The organism is Nocardia sp. NPDC058705, assembly GCF_042749305.1.
Taxonomy (GTDB): domain Bacteria; phylum Actinomycetota; class Actinomycetes; order Mycobacteriales; family Mycobacteriaceae; genus Nocardia.
This window is the reverse complement of the sequence record NZ_JBHYRN010000044.1, coordinates 1-17,398: the sequence shown is the minus strand read 5'-3', so window position 1 is coordinate 17,398 and position 17,398 is coordinate 1. Positions and strand designations below refer to the sequence as shown.

Annotated in this window: 19 protein-coding genes and 1 tRNA gene; 9 read left to right on the top strand and 11 right to left on the bottom strand. The window is 65.9% G+C overall.

Going from position 1 to position 17,398, the window contains the following annotated elements:
• Nucleotides 1-16: 16 nt before the first annotated feature.
• Both ACFW6D_RS30560 and nth read right to left on the bottom strand, forming a co-directional pair.
• Nucleotides 17-694, bottom strand: coding sequence for a redoxin family protein (locus tag ACFW6D_RS30560; protein WP_379333866.1), 678 nt, complete (start codon nucleotides 692-694; stop codon nucleotides 17-19).
• Nucleotides 691-1,371, bottom strand: a complete 681-nt coding sequence (gene nth, locus ACFW6D_RS30555; protein ID WP_379333886.1) for an endonuclease III — start codon at nucleotides 1,369-1,371, stop codon at nucleotides 691-693. Before nth ends, ACFW6D_RS30560 begins: the two co-directional genes overlap by 4 nt.
• 245 nt (nucleotides 1,372-1,616) lie before the next feature.
• Between nth and ACFW6D_RS30550 the strand changes: the two genes are divergently transcribed.
• Nucleotides 1,617-1,859 carry a hypothetical protein gene (locus ACFW6D_RS30550; RefSeq protein WP_379333864.1) on the top strand — a complete coding sequence of 81 codons (243 nt, stop codon included), beginning with the start codon at nucleotides 1,617-1,619 and terminating at the stop codon, nucleotides 1,857-1,859.
• 199 nt (nucleotides 1,860-2,058) lie between these two features.
• Nucleotides 2,059-2,733, top strand: a complete 675-nt coding sequence (locus ACFW6D_RS30545; protein WP_040703546.1) for a Crp/Fnr family transcriptional regulator — start codon at nucleotides 2,059-2,061, stop codon at nucleotides 2,731-2,733.
• 205 nt (nucleotides 2,734-2,938) lie between these two features.
• Here the strand turns inward: ACFW6D_RS30545 and ACFW6D_RS30540 are convergent, their stop codons facing one another.
• Genes ACFW6D_RS30540 through ACFW6D_RS30530 form a run of 3 tightly spaced genes read right to left on the bottom strand, consistent with a single transcriptional unit; the run spans nucleotide 2,939 to nucleotide 4,368 of the window.
• On the bottom strand, nucleotides 2,939-3,733 hold the full coding sequence (locus tag ACFW6D_RS30540; protein ID WP_379333862.1) for an MBL fold metallo-hydrolase: 795 nt from the start codon (nucleotides 3,731-3,733) through the stop codon (nucleotides 2,939-2,941).
• Nucleotides 3,734-3,742: 9 nt separating this feature from the next.
• Nucleotides 3,743-4,204, bottom strand: a complete 462-nt coding sequence (locus tag ACFW6D_RS30535) for a RidA family protein (RefSeq protein ID WP_379333860.1) — start codon at nucleotides 4,202-4,204, stop codon at nucleotides 3,743-3,745.
• 2 nt (nucleotides 4,205-4,206) lie between these two features.
• Nucleotides 4,207-4,368: a DUF4177 domain-containing protein gene (locus tag ACFW6D_RS30530; RefSeq protein WP_266297640.1), complete on the bottom strand. Its 162-nt coding sequence runs from the start codon at nucleotides 4,366-4,368 to the stop codon at nucleotides 4,207-4,209.
• Between the two features lie 59 nt (nucleotides 4,369-4,427).
• Between ACFW6D_RS30530 and ACFW6D_RS30525 the strand changes: the two genes are divergently transcribed.
• Together ACFW6D_RS30525 and ACFW6D_RS30520 are read left to right on the top strand one after the other, a co-directional pair.
• Complete coding sequence (locus ACFW6D_RS30525; RefSeq protein WP_379333858.1) at nucleotides 4,428-5,465, top strand: ArsA family ATPase; 1,038 nt, start codon at nucleotides 4,428-4,430, stop codon at nucleotides 5,463-5,465.
• Nucleotides 5,462-6,595, top strand: coding sequence for an ArsA family ATPase (locus ACFW6D_RS30520; protein WP_379333856.1), 1,134 nt, complete (start codon nucleotides 5,462-5,464; stop codon nucleotides 6,593-6,595). The genes ACFW6D_RS30525 and ACFW6D_RS30520 overlap by 4 nt, the downstream gene beginning before the upstream one ends.
• Nucleotides 6,596-6,708: 113 nt before the next feature.
• On the opposite strand, the gene ACFW6D_RS30515 is transcribed toward ACFW6D_RS30520, so the two are convergent.
• Nucleotides 6,709-7,032, bottom strand: a complete 324-nt coding sequence (locus tag ACFW6D_RS30515; RefSeq protein ID WP_379238653.1) for a WhiB family transcriptional regulator — start codon at nucleotides 7,030-7,032, stop codon at nucleotides 6,709-6,711.
• 372 nt (nucleotides 7,033-7,404) lie between these two features.
• Between ACFW6D_RS30515 and ACFW6D_RS30510 the strand changes: the two genes are divergently transcribed.
• Nucleotides 7,405-9,783, top strand: a complete 2,379-nt coding sequence (locus tag ACFW6D_RS30510; protein WP_379333854.1) for a penicillin-binding protein — start codon at nucleotides 7,405-7,407, stop codon at nucleotides 9,781-9,783.
• 53 nt (nucleotides 9,784-9,836) lie between these two features.
• On the opposite strand, the gene ACFW6D_RS30505 is transcribed toward ACFW6D_RS30510, so the two are convergent.
• Nucleotides 9,837-10,301 carry a GatB/YqeY domain-containing protein gene (locus tag ACFW6D_RS30505; protein ID WP_379333852.1) on the bottom strand — a complete coding sequence of 155 codons (465 nt, stop codon included), beginning with the start codon at nucleotides 10,299-10,301 and terminating at the stop codon, nucleotides 9,837-9,839.
• A gap of 145 nt (nucleotides 10,302-10,446) precedes the next feature.
• Between ACFW6D_RS30505 and ACFW6D_RS30500 the strand changes: the two genes are divergently transcribed.
• Together ACFW6D_RS30500 and ACFW6D_RS30495 are read left to right on the top strand one after the other, a co-directional pair.
• Nucleotides 10,447-11,409: a metallophosphoesterase gene (locus ACFW6D_RS30500; RefSeq protein ID WP_379333850.1), complete on the top strand. Its 963-nt coding sequence runs from the start codon at nucleotides 10,447-10,449 to the stop codon at nucleotides 11,407-11,409.
• A gap of 74 nt (nucleotides 11,410-11,483) precedes the next feature.
• Nucleotides 11,484-11,557: transfer RNA gene (locus tag ACFW6D_RS30495), tRNA-Pro, on the top strand.
• A 121-nt stretch (nucleotides 11,558-11,678) separates the two neighbouring features.
• Here ACFW6D_RS30495 and ACFW6D_RS30490 read toward each other — a convergent pair.
• Genes ACFW6D_RS30490 through ACFW6D_RS30475 form a run of 4 tightly spaced genes read right to left on the bottom strand, consistent with a single transcriptional unit; the run spans nucleotide 11,679 to nucleotide 15,466 of the window.
• Nucleotides 11,679-12,872: a tyrosine-type recombinase/integrase gene (locus tag ACFW6D_RS30490; protein WP_379333848.1), complete on the bottom strand. Its 1,194-nt coding sequence runs from the start codon at nucleotides 12,870-12,872 to the stop codon at nucleotides 11,679-11,681.
• Between the two features lie 4 nt (nucleotides 12,873-12,876).
• Complete coding sequence (locus ACFW6D_RS30485; protein ID WP_357869163.1) at nucleotides 12,877-13,089, bottom strand: helix-turn-helix domain-containing protein; 213 nt, start codon at nucleotides 13,087-13,089, stop codon at nucleotides 12,877-12,879.
• An 11-nt stretch (nucleotides 13,090-13,100) separates the two neighbouring features.
• Complete coding sequence (locus tag ACFW6D_RS30480) at nucleotides 13,101-14,774, bottom strand: replication initiator (RefSeq protein WP_379333846.1); 1,674 nt, start codon at nucleotides 14,772-14,774, stop codon at nucleotides 13,101-13,103.
• On the bottom strand, nucleotides 14,774-15,466 hold the full coding sequence (locus tag ACFW6D_RS30475) for a hypothetical protein (RefSeq protein WP_379333844.1): 693 nt from the start codon (nucleotides 15,464-15,466) through the stop codon (nucleotides 14,774-14,776). The genes ACFW6D_RS30480 and ACFW6D_RS30475 overlap by 1 nt, the downstream gene beginning before the upstream one ends.
• 133 nt (nucleotides 15,467-15,599) lie before the next feature.
• On the opposite strand from ACFW6D_RS30475, the gene ACFW6D_RS30470 reads away from it, so the two are divergent.
• Together ACFW6D_RS30470 and ACFW6D_RS30465 are read left to right on the top strand one after the other, a co-directional pair.
• Nucleotides 15,600-16,460 carry a sigma-70 family RNA polymerase sigma factor gene (locus ACFW6D_RS30470; protein WP_379333842.1) on the top strand — a complete coding sequence of 287 codons (861 nt, stop codon included), beginning with the start codon at nucleotides 15,600-15,602 and terminating at the stop codon, nucleotides 16,458-16,460.
• The gene (locus ACFW6D_RS30465; RefSeq protein ID WP_379333840.1) at nucleotides 16,457-17,248 is read left to right on the top strand and encodes a protein phosphatase 2C domain-containing protein; all 792 of its coding nucleotides are present in this window, start codon (nucleotides 16,457-16,459) and stop codon (nucleotides 17,246-17,248) included. Before ACFW6D_RS30470 ends, ACFW6D_RS30465 begins: the two co-directional genes overlap by 4 nt.
• The last annotated feature ends 150 nt before the right edge of the window (nucleotides 17,249-17,398 follow it).

Here is a 17,398-nt window from a genome sequence, read left to right as displayed (position 1 = left end):
ACCATCACGTCCTCTGTCATACCGTGACCCCGAGCTTCGCGGCTACCGTATCCGCGATGTCGGCCACGTCGGCAAAAGTACGCACTTCCACACTCGCGATGGTGCCGTCGGCCCGCACCAGCACCGAAACGGGCAACACCGCGGGCGCACCGACCGCGCCACGCACCGAGGCCTTCGGGTCCTCGACGCCGGGCAGGGTGATGCCGAGCCCGCTCAGCCGAGACAGCGCCTTCGCCTCGTCGGGATCGCTGTGCACCGTCATGACCGTGAGCGCCGAACCCGCCCGCTGCGCGAATTCCTGCAGGTGCGGAAGTTCGACGGCGCAGGGCCCACACCAGTAGGCCCAGAGGTTGAGCAGCGCGGGCTTGCCCGCCAGCGCCGCGGCCAGGTCGACAGGCTTGCCGTCGGCCAGACAGGTCAGCTGGAGTCCGGCGAGTGGCCCTGATCCGGACACCGGCGTGCGCGGCGCGGTAGCCATCGGCCCCGGCGCTTCCGAGACCGGGCACGGCGCCAACCCCGCAGCCGCTCGCTCCTGGGCCGACACGCCCGACTGCTGTTGCGAAGTCTGCGACACCGGGCCCGTGGTCTCGGAACCCTCGCGCGGCCACAGCGCCACCGTCGCCGCCACGATCAAAATCACCGCGGCGAGCACCCAGCGCAGCGCGGGCCGCCGCAGCGGCGAAGGTTCGCTCACAGGCCGACCATGTTCAGCAGGTGTTCGCGCTCGGGCCCCTTCACCAACGCCGCGGCCACTGCCGGATCGGTGGGACCGAGGCCGAACGAGGGGCAGTCGGGAGCGAGCACACACGCCCCACAGGCCGGTTTGCGCGCATGGCACACGCGCCGCCCCATGAAGATCACCCGGTGCGAGAGCATCGTCCAGTCCTTGCGCTCGAACAGCGAGCCGACCGCGTGCTCGACCTTGACCGGATCTTCCTCGTCGGTCCACTTCCAGCGGCGCACCAGGCGGCCGAAGTGGGTGTCGACGGTGATGCCGGGCACATCGAAGGCGTTGCCGAGGATGACGTTGGCGGTCTTGCGCCCGATTCCGGGCAATTTCACCAATTCGTCCAGGGTGTGAGGCAATTCACCGTCGAATTTCTCGACCAGCGACTGGCCGAGGCCGATGAGTGAGGAGGTCTTGTTCCGGTAGAAGCCGGTGGGCCGGATGAATTCCTCCAGCTCCACCCGATTGGCCTGCGCGTAGTCGTAGGCGCTGCGGTACTTCGCGAACAGCGCCGGTGTGGTGAGGTTCACCCGCACGTCGGTGCACTGGGCGGACAGGATCGTCGCCACCGCCAACTCCAGCGGAGTGGTGAAATCGAGCTCGCAGTGCGCGTCGGGAAACGCGTCGGCGAGGGTGCGGTTCATCCGGCGGGCGCGACGGACGAGCCCGATCCGCGTTTCCGCAGCTATCGCACGGTTCTTGCGCTTTCGAGCAGCGGAGATCCCGGTGGGTTCGGCGGGCGTGACCGCTGCCGAATCGGCGTCGCCTGCGGCGGCGGAGGCAGGGGAAACAGGCACTCGTTCACCATACGGAACCACTCCGACAACATTGCCGGGCCAGATTGCCCGCTGTGTTCCATCTGAGACCTGGACCGTGTTTACTGCCAGTCATGCAAGGACTCGCTGTGGTGCTCTTCCCAGTGCTGTTGATGCTGTTCGCGCTGGGGATGGAGCGGGTCGAGAATCGGCTCCGAAAGCTTCTCGAACCCGACGAAGAGGTTCAGCAGTACCTGGACAACGCCAGCAACGCCGAAGTGAAAGAGCTGACGAAGCTCGGCCTGCCCGCCGCCGTGGCGCGCGTGCGCAAGCGCCGTTCCCGCACGTCCGATATGGATGTGGCCAGGGCAAGCTGACCGATGGGCCTGACCCGATCGGGCACTGACGATTGGATTCCCCGGGCCGGCTGACCATCCGATTCACACTGTGCGCACATCGCGCAATCCACTCTTTACGTGGTGTCTGTCACTGCGGTGCCGGAATGCCGCGTAGACTGCGCGGTTGGTCGATTCGCTCGACCAGGTTCGCAAGCCATATCCCATAAGGAGCACATTCGTGGACGAGGCCCTCGCCAGAGCAGGCATCTTCCAAGGCGTCGAGCCCACCGCGGTGGCCGCGCTCGCCAAGCAGTTGCAGCCGGTAGATTTTCCGCGCGGGCACGTCATCTTCAACGAGGGCGAACCCGGCGATCGGCTGTACATCATCACGACGGGCAAGGTGAAGATCGGCCGACGGTCCCCGGACGGCAGGGAGAACCTGCTGACCATCATGGGTCCGTCCGACATGTTCGGTGAACTGTCGATCTTCGACCCCGGCCCGCGTACCTCGACCGCAACCACGGTCACCGAGGTTCGCGCCGTGACGATGGACCGCGACGCTCTCAAGTCGTGGATCGATCAGCGCCCCGAGATCGCTGAGCAGCTGCTGCGCGTGCTGGCACGACGCCTTCGCCGCACCAACAACAACCTCGCCGACCTGATCTTCACCGACGTGCCGGGTCGCGTCGCCAAGGCGCTGCTGCAGCTCGCACAGCGTTTCGGCACCCAGGAAGCGGGCGCGCTGCGCGTGACCCACGACCTGACCCAGGAAGAGATCGCCCAGCTGGTCGGTGCTTCCCGGGAAACCGTCAACAAGGCGCTCGCCGACTTCGCACATCGCGGATGGCTGCGCCTGGAGGGCAAGAGCGTGCTGATCTCGGATTCCGAGCGTCTGGCACGTCGCGCCCGCTGACGTAGCTGTACCGCCTCCCCGCGACTTTTGGCCAGACTCAGGTGCGCCGAGGATCGTGCGGGCGGCCAGACTCAGTGGGTGGCGGGGTCAGCCCGTGCCCGGTGAGTTACCCATGTGCTTGCGAGATCTGTCGTGCCGCTGGGACGCTGGGGTTTTCGAACGCTTTCTGATCGCAGGCACCTGTCGGCCTGCGATCAGAAGGCGTTCAGCTCTGTTCGGCTCGCAGGTATTCCAACTGCGCCTGCACCGAACTGCGTGCGGCGGGCCACAGCCGTTTGTCCACATCGGCGTACACCTTGCGGACCACCGCGAAAGCGCCCGCATCCGGCCCTAATTCGGCCAGCGCCGCCCGCACCTGATCGAGCCGCTCGCGCCGATGGTCGAGGTAGTACTGCACGACCGGTGCGGCATCGGGATGATCGGGCCCGTGCGCGGGCAGCAGAACCTTGCCCGCGCCCAGCTCCCGCAGCTTTTCCAGCGACGCGAGGAAGCTCGCCAGCGCGCCGGTGGAGGATTCGAGCACGGTGGTGCCGTGGCCGAGCACCGTGTCGCCGGTGAGGACCGCGTCGTCGAGCAGCAGACTCACCGAATCACTGGTGTGACCGGGGGTTCCCAGCACGGTGATCCGCAGGCCCGCGGCCTCGATCACCTCGCCGTCGACCAATGGTTCGACCGCACCGCGCAGGTATTTCGGACCCATCGCACGCACCGGCGTCCCGGTGGCTTTCACCAGGTGATCGATGCCGCCGGTGTGATCGGGATGGTGGTGGGTGATCAGGGTCAACGCGATCCGGCCGCCGGTGGCTTCGACGATGTCGGCCGTGTGTTTCTTGTCCTTCGGTCCCGGATCCACGACCACATACGAGTCGCTGTCCGGGCCGCGTAGCAGCCAGGTGTTGGTGCCGTCGAGCGTCATCTGACCGGGGTTGTCGGCCAAAAGCACCGATGCCGTCGGCGTGACACGTCTGACCTGGCTGTACGCGGGATGTTGAAGTGCCATGACGGCTGCCTATCCGACCTCGACGATCAGTTCCACCTCGACGGGCGTGTTCTTGGGCAGCTCGGAGACGCCGACGGCCGAACGCGCGTGCACGCCCGCCTCGCCGAACACCTCACCGAGGAACTCCGACGCGCCGTTGATCACGATCGGCTGATCGCTGAACCCCGGCGCCGAGGCGACGAATCCGACGACCTTCACGATCCGCACCACCTGGTCGAGCCCGACCAGATCGTGCACGGCCGCGAGCGCGTTCAACGCGCACAGCCGGGCGGCCTCCTTGGCCTGCTCCACATCCACCTCGGCCCCGACCTTGCCGACCGACGACAGTTCACCGTCGACGAAGGGCAGCTGGCCGGAGGTGTACACCAGGGAACCGGTGCGCACAGCGGGGATGTAGGCCGCGACGGGAGCGGCGACCGGCGGCAGCGTGACACCGAGCCGGTCGAGCGCGTCCTTCCACGCGGTGGCCACGGCTACTTCTGCCGCTTCAGGTAGGCGACGTGCTGTTCTCCGGTCGGTCCCGGCAGCACCGAGACCAGCTCCCAGCCGTCGGACCCCCACTGATCGAGGATCTGCTTTGTCGCGTGCGTCAACAGCGGCACGGTCGCGTACTCCCAACGGGTGACTTCACTCATGGTGTGAGTTTAGGGCTCACCCCGAACGTCAGGGAGAAACGGGTTATAGGCTCGGCGACGTGGGAGCACCAACAACAGAGCCGGTTTCGTCGGTTCCGGAACCGTCGACCGGATGGCCACAGCGCGCGGCCAAGGCCCGGTTGCACTACGTCACCGGCAAGGGGGGTACCGGCAAGTCGACCGTTTCGGCCGCACTCGCACTCGCGCTCGCCGCGGGCGGACGCAAAGTGCTGCTGGTCGAGGTGGAGAGTCGCCAGTCGATCGCGCAGTTGTTCGACCGGCCACCGTTGCCGCCCACCGAGACCCATATCGCCAGCGCCGACGGCGGCGGCGAAGTGACGGCGCTGGCACTCGACATCGAGTACGCGTTTCTCGAATACCTCGACATGTTCTACAACCTGGGCTTCGCGGGCCGGGCGATGCGCCGGATGGGCGCCATCGAGTTCGTCACCACCATCGCCCCCGGTCTGCGCGATGTGATCCTCACCGGCAAGATCAAAGAGTGCGTGGTGCGGACCGGCAAGGACGGCAGGCCCGCCTATGACGACATCGTCGTCGACGCGCCGCCGACCGGCCGGATCGCCAGTTTCCTCGACGTCACCACGGCCATGGCCGAGATCGCCAAGGGCGGACCGATCGCCTCGCAGGCGGTCGGCGTGTCCAAGCTGCTCCACTCGGATCAGACGATGGTCCACCTGGTGACGCTGCTCGAGGCGCTGCCGGTGCAGGAGACGGCCGACGCGATCGCCGAGCTCACCGCCGACGATCTGCGGATCGGCACGGTGATCGTCAACCGGGCGGCCACCAGCGAACTCACCCCGGCCCAGCGCGATGCCGCCGTGGCGGGCGAACTCGACACCACCGCCATCGCCGCCGGCCTGGCCAAGGCCGGAATCACCCTGTCCGAACCGGACTTCGACGGTCTGATCGCCGAAACGGTCGACCACGCGACGGTGCTGACCGCGCAGAACGCGAGTGCCGCCGAACTGGCGCAGATCGATGTCCCCCAGCTGTCGCTGCCCGCCCTCGGCGACGGCATCGACCTGGGTGGCCTCTACGAACTGGCCGAACAGCTATCCGCGCAGGGAGTCCGATGAGCGAGCACGTTTCCACCCCGCCCTTATTGGACGTTTCCGAGATCATCGCCGATCCGAACGCCAAGGTGATCGTGTGCTGCGGTTCCGGCGGGGTCGGCAAGACCACCACCGCGGCCTCGATCGCGCTGCGAGCGGCGGAGTCGGGGCGGAAAGTGGTGGTGCTGACCATCGACCCGGCGCGCAGGCTGGCGCAGTCGCTCGGCGTCGCGGAACTGGACAACAGCCCGCAGCGCGTCGACCTCGGTCCCGAGGTGCCCGGTGAGCTGCACGCGATGATGCTGAACATGCGCCGCACCTTCGACGACATGGTGCTCGAGCACACCAGCGCCGACAAGGCCGAGCAGATCTTCGCCAATCCGATCTATCAGACGGTGGCGTCGTCGTTCGGCGGCACGCAGGAATACATGGCGATGGAGAAGCTCGGTCAGCTGGCCGCGCGCAAGGAGTGGGACCTGATCGTGGTCGACACTCCCCCGTCGCGCAACGCGCTGGACTTCCTCGACGCGCCCAAGCGCCTCGGCACGTTCCTCAACGGCAAAATGATCCGGTTGATCATGGCGCCGGGGCGCGGTGTCGGCCGGTTCGTCACCGGGGCGATGAGCCTGGCGATGCGCGGGGTGTCGACCATCGTCGGTGGGCAGATGCTCAAGGACGCCTCGACGTTCCTGCAGTCGCTGGAATCGCTGTTCGGTGGGTTCCAGGACCGGGCCGAGCGCACCTTCGCGATGCTGTCCAAGCCGGGAACCCACTTCCTGGTGGTCGCAGCGCCCGAACCGGACGCGCTGCGCGAGGCGTCTTTCTTCGTCGACCGGCTCTCGACCGAGCAGATGCCCCTCGCCGGGCTGGTGCTGAACCGGACGCACCCCGCGCTGTCGGGGCTGTCTGGTGACCACGCCATGACGGCCGCGGACCAGCTTGCCGATTCCGACCCGCTGACCGCCTCGGTGTTGCGCATCCACGCCGATCGGGTGTCGACGGCGGCGCGCGAGCGGCGGCTGCTGCACCGGTTCACCGGTGCGCATCCGAGCGTGCGGATCGTCTCGGTGACGGCGCTGCCCTTCGAGGTCTCGGATCTCGAAGCACTGCGAGCGGTCGGCGATCAGCTGACGGGAACCCCCGCTTCGGCCTGATCAATTCAGACAAATCAGCTATAGCTCACAATTCGGTAACACCCGCCAACGGCGCCGATTCCGCAAACCACGCGGTCTCGGCGCCGTTGTGATATCGGTCCGGTCACAACCTGCTAGATCGCCACCTGATGCTGGCGCTGGGCGTTGAAGAATTCAGACCAGGACGTCACGTCTGGATGCTGTTTCAGCAGCGCACGCCGCTGCCGCTCGGTCATCCCGCCCCACACGCCGAACTCGACCCGGTTGTCGAGTGCGTCGGCACCACACTGCATCAGCACCGGGCAGTGGCGGCAGATGGTTGCCGCCTTGCGCTGTGCCGCACCGCGAACGAACAGCTGATCAGGGTCCACTTCCTTGCATCGCGCCTGGGCAACCCAAGCGATCCTTGCCTCGGCCTGCTCTACATCCAGTCGGGCGATGGGGGTTGTGATGTGCATTTGATGTGCCCCTTTGCAGTCCGAACACCGTTGCGCGGCGCTCCAGAATCGCGAGCGCGGATCACAGCAACCCAACTACCGCTGCGGTCCGCACCACATTCCACTTTGAGTGTTAGCTCTATCACACTGGGTACTCAATCTAGGTAAAGGTATGGCGGTTGCGCAAGACCGCCCCCCGATTTTTTGGTACGACCGTCCCTTCAAATCACCGAAGATCCCCGCAGTAGTGCTGATCACCGGCGTGCCCGGTCGCGACACGCCGATGTGATCATTTTGTTGACACGCCCGAGCAACCCCCCTGGCACCAACCGGACATCCCCCGTCGAGCAGCAGACCGTGAACCTGTCCCACCCACCCCTTACGCTAGGTCTCGTGCCGATCACTCAAACGCTCGCGAGGCTGGCCGGCAGTTGCGCGCTGGCCGCCGTGCTTGTCGCAGGACTGTTGTTCCCGTTGGCCGGTGGGTTCGGGTTCATCTCCAACCGCGCCGCCGACGCCGTCGACAACGTCTCGGCCGAACTGGTCGAGGGCACGGTCCCCGCTGTCTCGACCATGGTCGACGCGAACGGGTCGCCGTTGGCCTGGCTCTACGAGCAACGCCGCTTCGAAGTGCCGAGCGACAAGATCTCCAACAACATGAAGCTGGCGATCGTGTCCATCGAGGACAAACGCTTCGCCGACCACAAGGGCGTGGACTGGCAGGGCACGCTGCGCGCGTTCCTCACCAACACCTCCTCCGGTGCGGTGCAGCAGGGCGCCTCGACCCTCGACCAGCAGTACGTGAAGAACTTCAACCTGCTCGTCGTCGCCAAGACCGACGCCGAGCGGCGCGCCGCGATCGAGACGACACCGGCGCGCAAGCTGCGCGAGATCCGGATGGCGCTCACGCTGGACCGCGAGCTGAGCAAGGACGAGATCCTCACCCGCTACCTGAACCTGGTGCCCTTCGGCAACGGCTCCTACGGCATCCAGGACGCCGCCCAGACCTACTTCGGCATCGATGCCTCCCAGCTCAACATCACGCAGTCGGCGATGCTCGCCGGCATGGTGCAGTCCAGTTCCAAGCTGAACCCGTACACGAACGTGCAGGGCGTGACCGACCGCCGCAACACCGTGCTCGACACGCTGATGCAGAACATCCCGCACCGCGCCGAGGAGTTCCGCAAGGCCAAGGCCGAGCCGCTCGGTGTGCTGTCCGAACCCAAGGGCCTGCCGCGCGGTTGTATCTCCGCCAACGACAAGGGCTTCTTCTGCGACTACGCGCTGCAGTACCTGGCCGAGGCCGGGATCAGCCGCGAGCAGATCGACAAGGGCGGCTACCTGATCAGGACCACGCTCGACCCGGTGCTGCAGGAGTCGGTGAAGCGCTCGGTGAACGAGCAGGCCGACCCCAACCTCGACAACATCGCCGAGGTCATGTCGGTGGTCGCGCCCGGCCAGGATTCGCACCCCGTCCTCGCGATGGCGTCGAGCCGCACCTACGGCCTCAACCGCGACGCCAACGAGACGCTGCTCGGCCAGCCGTACTCGCTGGCCGGTGACGGCGCCGGCTCGATCTTCAAGCTGTTCACCACCGCCGCCGCGATGGAGAAGGGCCTCGGCATCGCCGCCCAGGTGGACGTGCCCGGCACCTATGCCGCCCGCGGCATGGGTTACTCGAACTCGCCGGGCTGCCCGGCCGACTCGTGGTGCGTCAAGAACGCGGGCGCCTATCCGGGGTCGATGTCGGTGACCGACGCACTGGCCACCTCGCCCAACACCACCTTCGTGAAGATGATCCAGGACGTCGGCGTCGAAGCCGCGGTGGACATGGCCGTGCGCCTCGGCATGCGGGCCTACACCGACCCGGGTACCTCCGGGCGGGGCAACACGAGCCTGGCCGACCACATCAAAGACAACAACATGGGTTCGTTCACCCTCGGCCCCTTCGCGATCAACCCCCTCGAACTGACGAACGTGGCCGCCACGCTCGGTTCGGGCGGCAAGTGGTGCCCGCCCTCGCCGATCAAGGAGGTCGTCGACCGCAGCGGCAAGACCGTCCCGCTCACCCAGCAGGCCTGCGAGCAGGTGGTCGACCCCGGCCTGGCCAACACCCTCGCCAACGCGATGAGCAAGGACGACACCAGCGGTACCGCGGCGGGCGCGGCGCGTGCCGCGGGCTGGTCGGCGCCGATGTCGGGCAAGACGGGTACCACCGAGAGCCACCGTTCCTCGGCGTTCCTCGGCTTCACCAACTCGCTGGCCTCGTCGGTCTACGTCTACGGTGACAGCCCGACCCCCGGCGAGATCTGCTCGTTCCCGCTGCGCAACTGCGGCGCCAGCGACGCCAACGGCCTGTTCGGTGGTAACGAACCGGCCCGCACCTGGTTCAACGCCATCAAGCCGTTGATGGACCGGTACCCGCCGCCCGGCCTGCCGCCGGTGGACGACAAGTACGTCCGTGGCGCGAACAACTCCCAGGTCCCCGATGTGGCGGGCAAGTCGCAGGGCGAGGCCACCGCGATCCTGTCCGGCGCCGGTTTCCAGGTCTCGGCGGTGACGGGGGCCGGGTCGCAGGCCAAGGGCACGGTGATGGGCAGTTCGCCGAACGGCTCGGCCATTCCCGGCTCGGTGGTCACGATCTACATCAGTGACGGCACCGTCCGGGTGCCCGCGCCGACGACTCCGCCGCCCGCCGCGCCCGCGCCGGTGGTGCCGGGGCTGCCGCAGATTCCGCGCCTGCCACCGATCCCCATCCCGGTGCCGCGCTAGTCACGCGAAAGGCCGCCGTCCAACTTTCGGACGGCGGCCTTTTTCGTGTGCTTCTACAGGCGGGCTTTGACCGCGGCCGAGATCCTCGACCCGTCGGCCTTGCCGTCGGCCAGCACGGTGGCGGCCTTCATGACCTGGCCCATCTGCCTCATCCCCGGGCGCTCACCGAGCTGCTCGGCGACCTGGGCGATCGCGGTATCGGCGACCTGGGCCACCTCGGCGTCGTTGAGCTGAGTCGGCAGGTACTCCTCGATGATCTCTTCCTCGGCGCGCTCGTTCGCGGCCAGTTCACCGCGACCGTTCTGCTCGTAGATCACAGCCGCCTCGTTGCGCTTCTTGGCTTCCTTCTGCAACAGCGCCACAACATCGTTATCGGAGAGCTCGTGCGCTTCGGTTCCCGAGACCTCGGAGGTCTGGATTGCGGCGAGCAGCATCCGCAGGGTCGCGAGACGCAGTTTGTCCTTGGCTTTCATCGCGGTGGTCATATCCGCGCGCAGCTTGGCTTTCAGTTCCGACATGGGCCTTACCGTAGTCGGCCGCCTCGGGAAGTCCCATCACATTTTCATCGCGACGGATAGCAGACCCGGCCCAGGCGAGAAAATTCCGGACGTTTGTGCGGAAACACATACGACGATCCGGGATGGGGTCGCCTATGCTGGGCAAATGCCCGTTATCTCGACGTCCGCTGTCCGCCGAACCGCGTTGGGAGCCGCCGGGGCCGCCGTCGCAGGCATCGGCTACGCCACGCTGATCGAACGGAACGCGTTCGTCCTGCGCGAAGCGACGATGCCGGTGCTCGCGCCCGGTTCGCCGACGTTGCGGATTCTGCATGTCAGCGACCTGCACATGATGCCGGGCCAGCAGCTCAAACAGCAGTGGCTGCGCGAACTCGATCGCCTGGAACCCGACCTGGTCGTGAATACCGGCGACAATCTTTCCCACCCCAAGGCCGTGCCCGCCGTTGTGCAATCTCTCGGCGCGCTGCTGGCTCGCCCCGGCTTGTTCGTGTTCGGTTCGAATGATTATTTCGCGCCGGTACCGAAGAATCCGCTGAAGTATTTCAAGAAAGATCACCGTCGCGTCTACGGTGATCCGCTGCCGTGGAAGGACCTGCGCGCGGCATTCACCGAACGTGGCTGGCTCGACCTGACCCACACCCGGCGCGATCTCGAAGTGGCGGGCATCCGCATCGCCACCGCCGGCGTCGACGATCCGCACATTCAACGCGACCGCTACGACACGATCGCCGGTGCGCCCAACCAGCTGGCGCAGCTCAGCATCGGTGTCACCCATTCGCCCGAGCCGCGCGTGCTCGACCGCTTCGCCGAAGACGGTTACGACCTGGTGCTGGCCGGTCACACCCACGGTGGACAGCTGGTCGTGCCCGGTTACGGCGCGCTGGTCACCAACTGCGGGATCGACAAGTCCCGCGTGAAGGGCGCCTCGCAGTGGGGCGAGCACACCCAGCTGCACGTTTCGGCGGGCATCGGCACCTCACCGTGGGCGCCCTACCGCTTCTGCTGCCGCCCCGAGGCCACGCTGCTCACCTTGGTCGGCGCCCAGCCCAAGCGCCCGTCGGCCGACACCGGCTTCGGCATCTCGACCTCCCAAGCCGTCGCGCGCTAGGCCTTTCCGCCCACCTGACCAGCCAATTTAACGTTTCACGACCCCACGTTGTAAGCTACTTCAGGTTCGCCTCACGGGGTGTGGCGCAGCTTGGTAGCGCGCTTCGTTCGGGACGAAGAGGTCGCAGGTTCAAATCCTGTCACCCCGACGTGTTGGTTGAGACACCAAAAAGCCTCTGACCTGGTTTTCCTGGTCAGAGGCTTTTTGCATGTCCGGGTCATTTCACCCGGCGAAGGTCCGGCGAGGCAGCGAAAAGGCAGCATCAGCTTTCATTCGTCGCCCATCGACCGGCGAACCGCGTCGTGATCGTCGGTCTTGCGGATGTAGTGCTGGTAGGTCGTCGAGACGTTTTCGTGCCCCATCACCACGGCGATCTTGTGCGGCGGCACCCCGTCATCAGCGAGCCACGTTCCGAACATATCGCGCAGATCATGGAACCGAACTCCCCCGGCTTCCGACCGCGCCACCATCCGAACGGCCTGGTCGTACTTGCCGAACACTTCCGCGTCGACCTCACCGTCCGCGTTCTTCCACACCGCTTCGAACTTGGCACCGACTTCGGACACCTCACCGAGCAGGCCCGCGCGAACGAGAGCAGGACGCCACACCCGAGACCGGAACAGCGTCCGACGCAGCGGCCCGCCGACTTCGTTTGTGAAGATCAGCCCGTTCTGCCCCTGCTCGTGATCCTCCATATGAGCGACGAGGTCATTCACCAACCACCCCGGAATCGGGATACTCCGCCGACCAGCACGCGACTTCGGGAACGCCTTGAACTCGACATGACCAGCCACCTCGGTCACGGTGCGGATCACGTTGATCAGCCCGGCGTCGACATCGACAGCATCCACACACAGGCCAGCAGCCTCACCCCAGCGCAGACCCGCGAACGCACCACATGCCACGAGCGCCCGGTACCGCTGCGGTTCAATCGCCGGGAGGAGCTGTTGCCGAACCTCTTCCCGCGTCAACAGCCGTTCGTCGGTATCTCGCTCACGGCGCTTCGGAATGCGAACACCCACAGTCGGATCGGACCCGATCAGCTTGTTCTTCACCGCGGACTGCATCACCCCGGCCATCAACCGCTTCGCTTCGGCGACCGTTGCCCGCGAACGGTCCTCGCCGATCTTCCCCAGCCACGTCTGCACCGACATGTGATCGATCTTGCCGAGCTGCCAGGGTGACCACTTGGGCAGCACATGGGTACGCATGATCGACTCATCCCGCGCGCGAGTAGTCCGCTCGGTGTTCCACGACTTCATCCACTCCTCAGCGTGAACACCGAACAACGCCCGGCCAGCGTGCGGCGAGACGTAGGTACCGCTCGACTTCGACAGCTCGACCTGAGCGAGGAAGGTAGTCGCCTCCTTCTTCGTCCGGAACGACTTGGACCGCTGTTTGCCGGACGGTTCGCGCCAGAACGCTTTCCAGCTCCCGGTATCCGTCTGATTGACGAAACCCATTGCTCTACACCGCCTTCGGGAGGTTGTCGGACGTAGCGAGCCATGCCGAGAACGCCGCACGAGAGATCACCCAGCGGCGACCGATGCGCTTGGCCGGAATCTCACCGTCGTGAACGGACTGGTACGCCACGCCACGCGAGATGCCGAGCAGACCCGCGACCTCATCGACGGTGTATGTAGCCGATTCCGCCCGGCGTCCACCCTTGACCAATTCCATTGCCTTACCCCCTACGCTGCCGATTGATTGGTTGACGAATCTTGTTGTGGCACAACGGTTTCACGTGAAACGGCTCTATCCTCGGGGGCCAGCATCGCCATGTTGTATTCAGCCCGCCGATTCAACTTCTGCGACACCATCGCCATGATCAGATGCTCACGAGGAGGCACGTTCGGGTCGCCCGGTTCGACCGGTGATATCTGAATCTGCGAGACATCCTCGGGCGTCATCCCGGCATCGATGAGCCGCTGCCGAACGAACGCGACTCGATCAGCCTTGTGGTCGGCCAGGTCTTTCCCGGTCCACTTGCGCGAGACCAGCACCCGACGACCACGCAGCCCCAGGGTTGCCCGCTTGTGTGCCTTGCCCTTGCACACGCCCGGCACCGTCTTCGCCTTCGCGCCCTTGGGGATCACGCCGTAGCGAAACCACAGCCCGCACGAGGGCGAGCACGGCGTCACGCTCAACTCCGCGTGCAACCGGTCGTAGTGCTCGGCGGCGCGGTTGGACTTCGGCTCGATCACGTCCCCGATGGACTTGGTCAGGTACTTGGTCAGGTAGCCGATGTGCCGGGCGGCTTCCTCGGTCCCGCCGAGAATGCCTTTCACGTCGATCTGAGCACCGAAGCGGATCACGTGCGACGGCTCCAGGTCGTCCACGGTGTCCATCACGTCCAACGCCTCATCCCAGGTGGCGACGGGCTCGGCGGTGTCGGGGTCTACGAAGCGGTCCTGCGCGTAGTCCCAGTAGGGCAGCCGGTCGGGGCTGTAGACCTCGTGGTCATGGTGGGGCCACCACACCTGGCTGTAGGTCGCCGCGGCAACCTGGCGGATCAGCTCGCGCGGATCGGAGCCACGCACGGCCATGTGGATGTGCGGAGCTCCGCGGCGCTGAGGTTCGACCGTGGCGAAGTACTGCACATCTCGACCCGAAGCACGGCGGTAGTTCTGGACGAACCGGTCGTAGAGGCGGGCGAAGTGGATGATGTCGCGGGCGGCCTGGCGGTAGTCGTAAGTGTCCGGGTTGACCGGCGCACCATCGGAGTCGACCCGCCCGTAGGAAGGCAACGTCAGCGTCAGGAACATCGAGGGCCGGTACTTGCCCGCGTAGAGCTTGCCCACGGTGGTTTTGGTGACCTTCTTACGCGGAAGGTCCGGGGTTTCCTGTCGGCGCATGGTCGAGCGCTTGCGCACCTCGCGCGGGTCGGGATCGAGGTCGGCCAGCTTGCCACGGATGCCGGACTCACGCAGTTCGGAGTCCAGTTCGGCGACGAACTCGCGGATACCGTCCATGGCGTCGGTGTCGTCGGCGTCCTTGGCCAGCTCGTATTCGCCGACCATCCGAGCGCGGGCCTCGATCAACTCCCGCTGCTGTTCGGTGGGTTCGTTCTTCTCGGTCACGGGTTCCTCCTCGATGTGCCAGCCCTCGTGGGCCTGCTGGATACGCAGAGCACGAGCACGAGCCGCACAGGCCGGGCACACGCACTCCATGGTCGACTTGCACGGTGTGCCAACGTATTTCGTGACACCGGTGGCCTGGTCAGTGCTCAACATCGGCAGCGGACGACGACACACGCTGTGGTTCTCGGCCATGGCCTGAGCCAGGTCGACCATGTTGAGCTGGGCGTGCCGATCAGCGGCGGTCTCCCTATCCAGGGCCACAACGTTGTTCACCGTGTCGCCCATCAGTACTGCGCCCCGTACGCGGCCCACTGAGCCGATGGGTTGTTCGGGTGTGCCTCGGCGTAGGCCACCAACTCCGGATTCCGGTCGCGAGCTTCTTCCTTGATCTGGCGTGCGGCTGCGTGGTAGTCCCACGGCTCCACGTCGGACACGCTGCGGGCCATCTCCGAGGCCACGAACACGTGATCGAGCTCGCCATCGTCGAAGTGATCGCGGCGGCAGACCGCGCACAACCCCACCGGAGCAACACCGTCGGCCAGGTAGGCGGGCCGATAGTCGAAACCCTCGATCACCGGTTCGTACAGGTACCGGAACAAGTGATCACGCCGGACACCATCAGCGTGATCGGTACCGCAGTAGGCGCACAGCCCAAGCGTCGGCTCCTCCACCACAGCAGGCGGGAAAGTCACCACGTAGGCCGGGTTCAACTCGATCACCTCGGCATCGGTCGCGTCGACCTCGACCAGTCCGCCGAAGCAGTCGCAGCGCCGATGGGCCGTTTCGGGGTCGGTGTGGCCGTCGATGTATTCCGAGCCGCCGCACTTGGCGCAGACCTGCCACTCGGTCCGGGCGTGGGTGTCGATGCACCGTGCGGCAGTGCAGTTCTGGGCGACGCAGTACAGGCACCAGCCAGCAGCGTTCACGCGAGACGGACGCAGGTTGTTGGCTTCCACCGCTACCGATGTCGACATCATCTCGGACCTCCAAGTTGGTCTTTTATGCCCCTAAAGTTCTGGCTCAATGCCATCCCGTGTCGTTTTAGGGGGTCTAAAGACAGAGAGTACGCGCGTCAGCGACATCCAGTCAATAGGGGTCTAAAATGCGTGTGTGGCTAGCGCAGATGAGTTCGAGCAGGTCCGGAATGACCCGGACCCGATCAGCCGTGGTCAGCGGGCTACAGAGCTCATCGCGACCTACCAACAACGCTCCACCGAGCTGGCGAGGCTCCGCAGGGAAGCCATCGAGATCTCACACCGAAATGGCTTGAGCTACACCGAGATTGCAGATCGCCTCGGCATCACCAGTGGTCGCATCACGCAGATCCGTTCGGCCGCACCGAAGGCACAGCGCGCATTCTTCGGCGTCGGCCCGGTCGCAGTCGGCATCCCCCGCAGGTTCGGCCTCGAGGACGGTCGCGAACGTCCCTTTTACGACGCCAACGACCAGGCAACTCGGGAGTCTTTGGAGCGGACATTGGCCGAGTACGCACTTGCCAACAGCCGCTTTCCCATCGACCCGGACAGCGACGAGGTGCCGACGGGGGATTGCATTATTGTCTGCGGTCCCAAGTCCGCGCCAGTCGCGGGCAGGCTTCTCGCGGACGATCCCGTGTTGGCATTCGATCACACCGACGAAGGTTGGTCGATCACCGACGAACGGACGAGCGAACGGCACTTCTCGCCCTACCGCTCGCCGTCGAAGCAGCACACCGACATCGGCTACTTCTCCCGCCGAATCGACCGCGGCCGCGTAATCGTCCACATCGCCGGAATCACCAGCGTCGGATCCCTCGGGGTAGCTCACTGGTTGAGCGAGAACCTTGCCACCGTCTACAGCCCCACAGCCGAGTTCACCAGCGGGATTGTCGCGTGCGACTTCGACGACCACTTCGCCGCCTCCGACGACGACTTCGCCGTCACCGCGAGCAGATTGGTCGCTGGCCCCTACACCACTCGGAGCGCTTCGTGATCACCCATTCAGCGCAGCTCGCAGCCAGGTCCGACGAAGATCGTGTCACCACCACCGACAACACCGTCATCGTTCTCGACGGAGCTACCGCCCACGACCCAACCAGACCGCAGGCGGGTAAGTACGTCGACGAGCTCGGAAAGCAACTGCGTCAGCGAGTCCCCAGCTCCGATGACCTCCGGGCGGCGGTTGCTCAGTCGATCAGTGCCACGAGCGAACAACTCCACCTCATCCCCGGCAGTTCCCCATCGAGCACGGTTGCCATTGTTCGAGTCACCGCGGATACCGTCGACCTACTCGTTCTCGGAGATTCGGCTGTCATCGTCGGGACCGTCGACGGCAACGAGCACGTCCACACCGATGACCGGTTGGCCAGCATTGACCTGCCCGAGTCCCGTATGTACCGCGAGCGACTCTCCACCGGCGCAGGCTACGACGACGAGCACCGGGACCTACTCCAAGAGCTCCAACGAGCCGAGGGGCGGCAGCGAAACCAGCCCGGAGGCTTCTGGATCGCGGAAGCCGACCCAACCGCCGCAACCCACGCGCTCACTTCGAGCTACGACCGGACCGAGGTCGCTTGGGCAGTCGCGGCCACAGACGGTGCATTCGACCTACTCCCGCCGCTGGGCATCAGCTGGCACGCCGTAGCCGAGATGACCAGCCCCGAGCTCCACGAGCTACTTCGCCGTTGCCACGCTTGGGAAGCCGAGGCAGATCCAGAAGGCCAGGCACTCCCCCGAGCGAAGCGTCACGACGACAAGTCGGTTGTAGTCATCTATCCCTGACTTCGCCCCGGACCGTCACTTAACGGCGGTTGCTGCTGAATTTAGCTATATAGGATCAAGGGGCGGCTGGCGCCGCCCAGCGGCGCCGCCGCGCGGCACCGCACAACCCGCCGGCCTCCGCTTCGCTCCGGCAGGCGGGAGCGTTGGGCG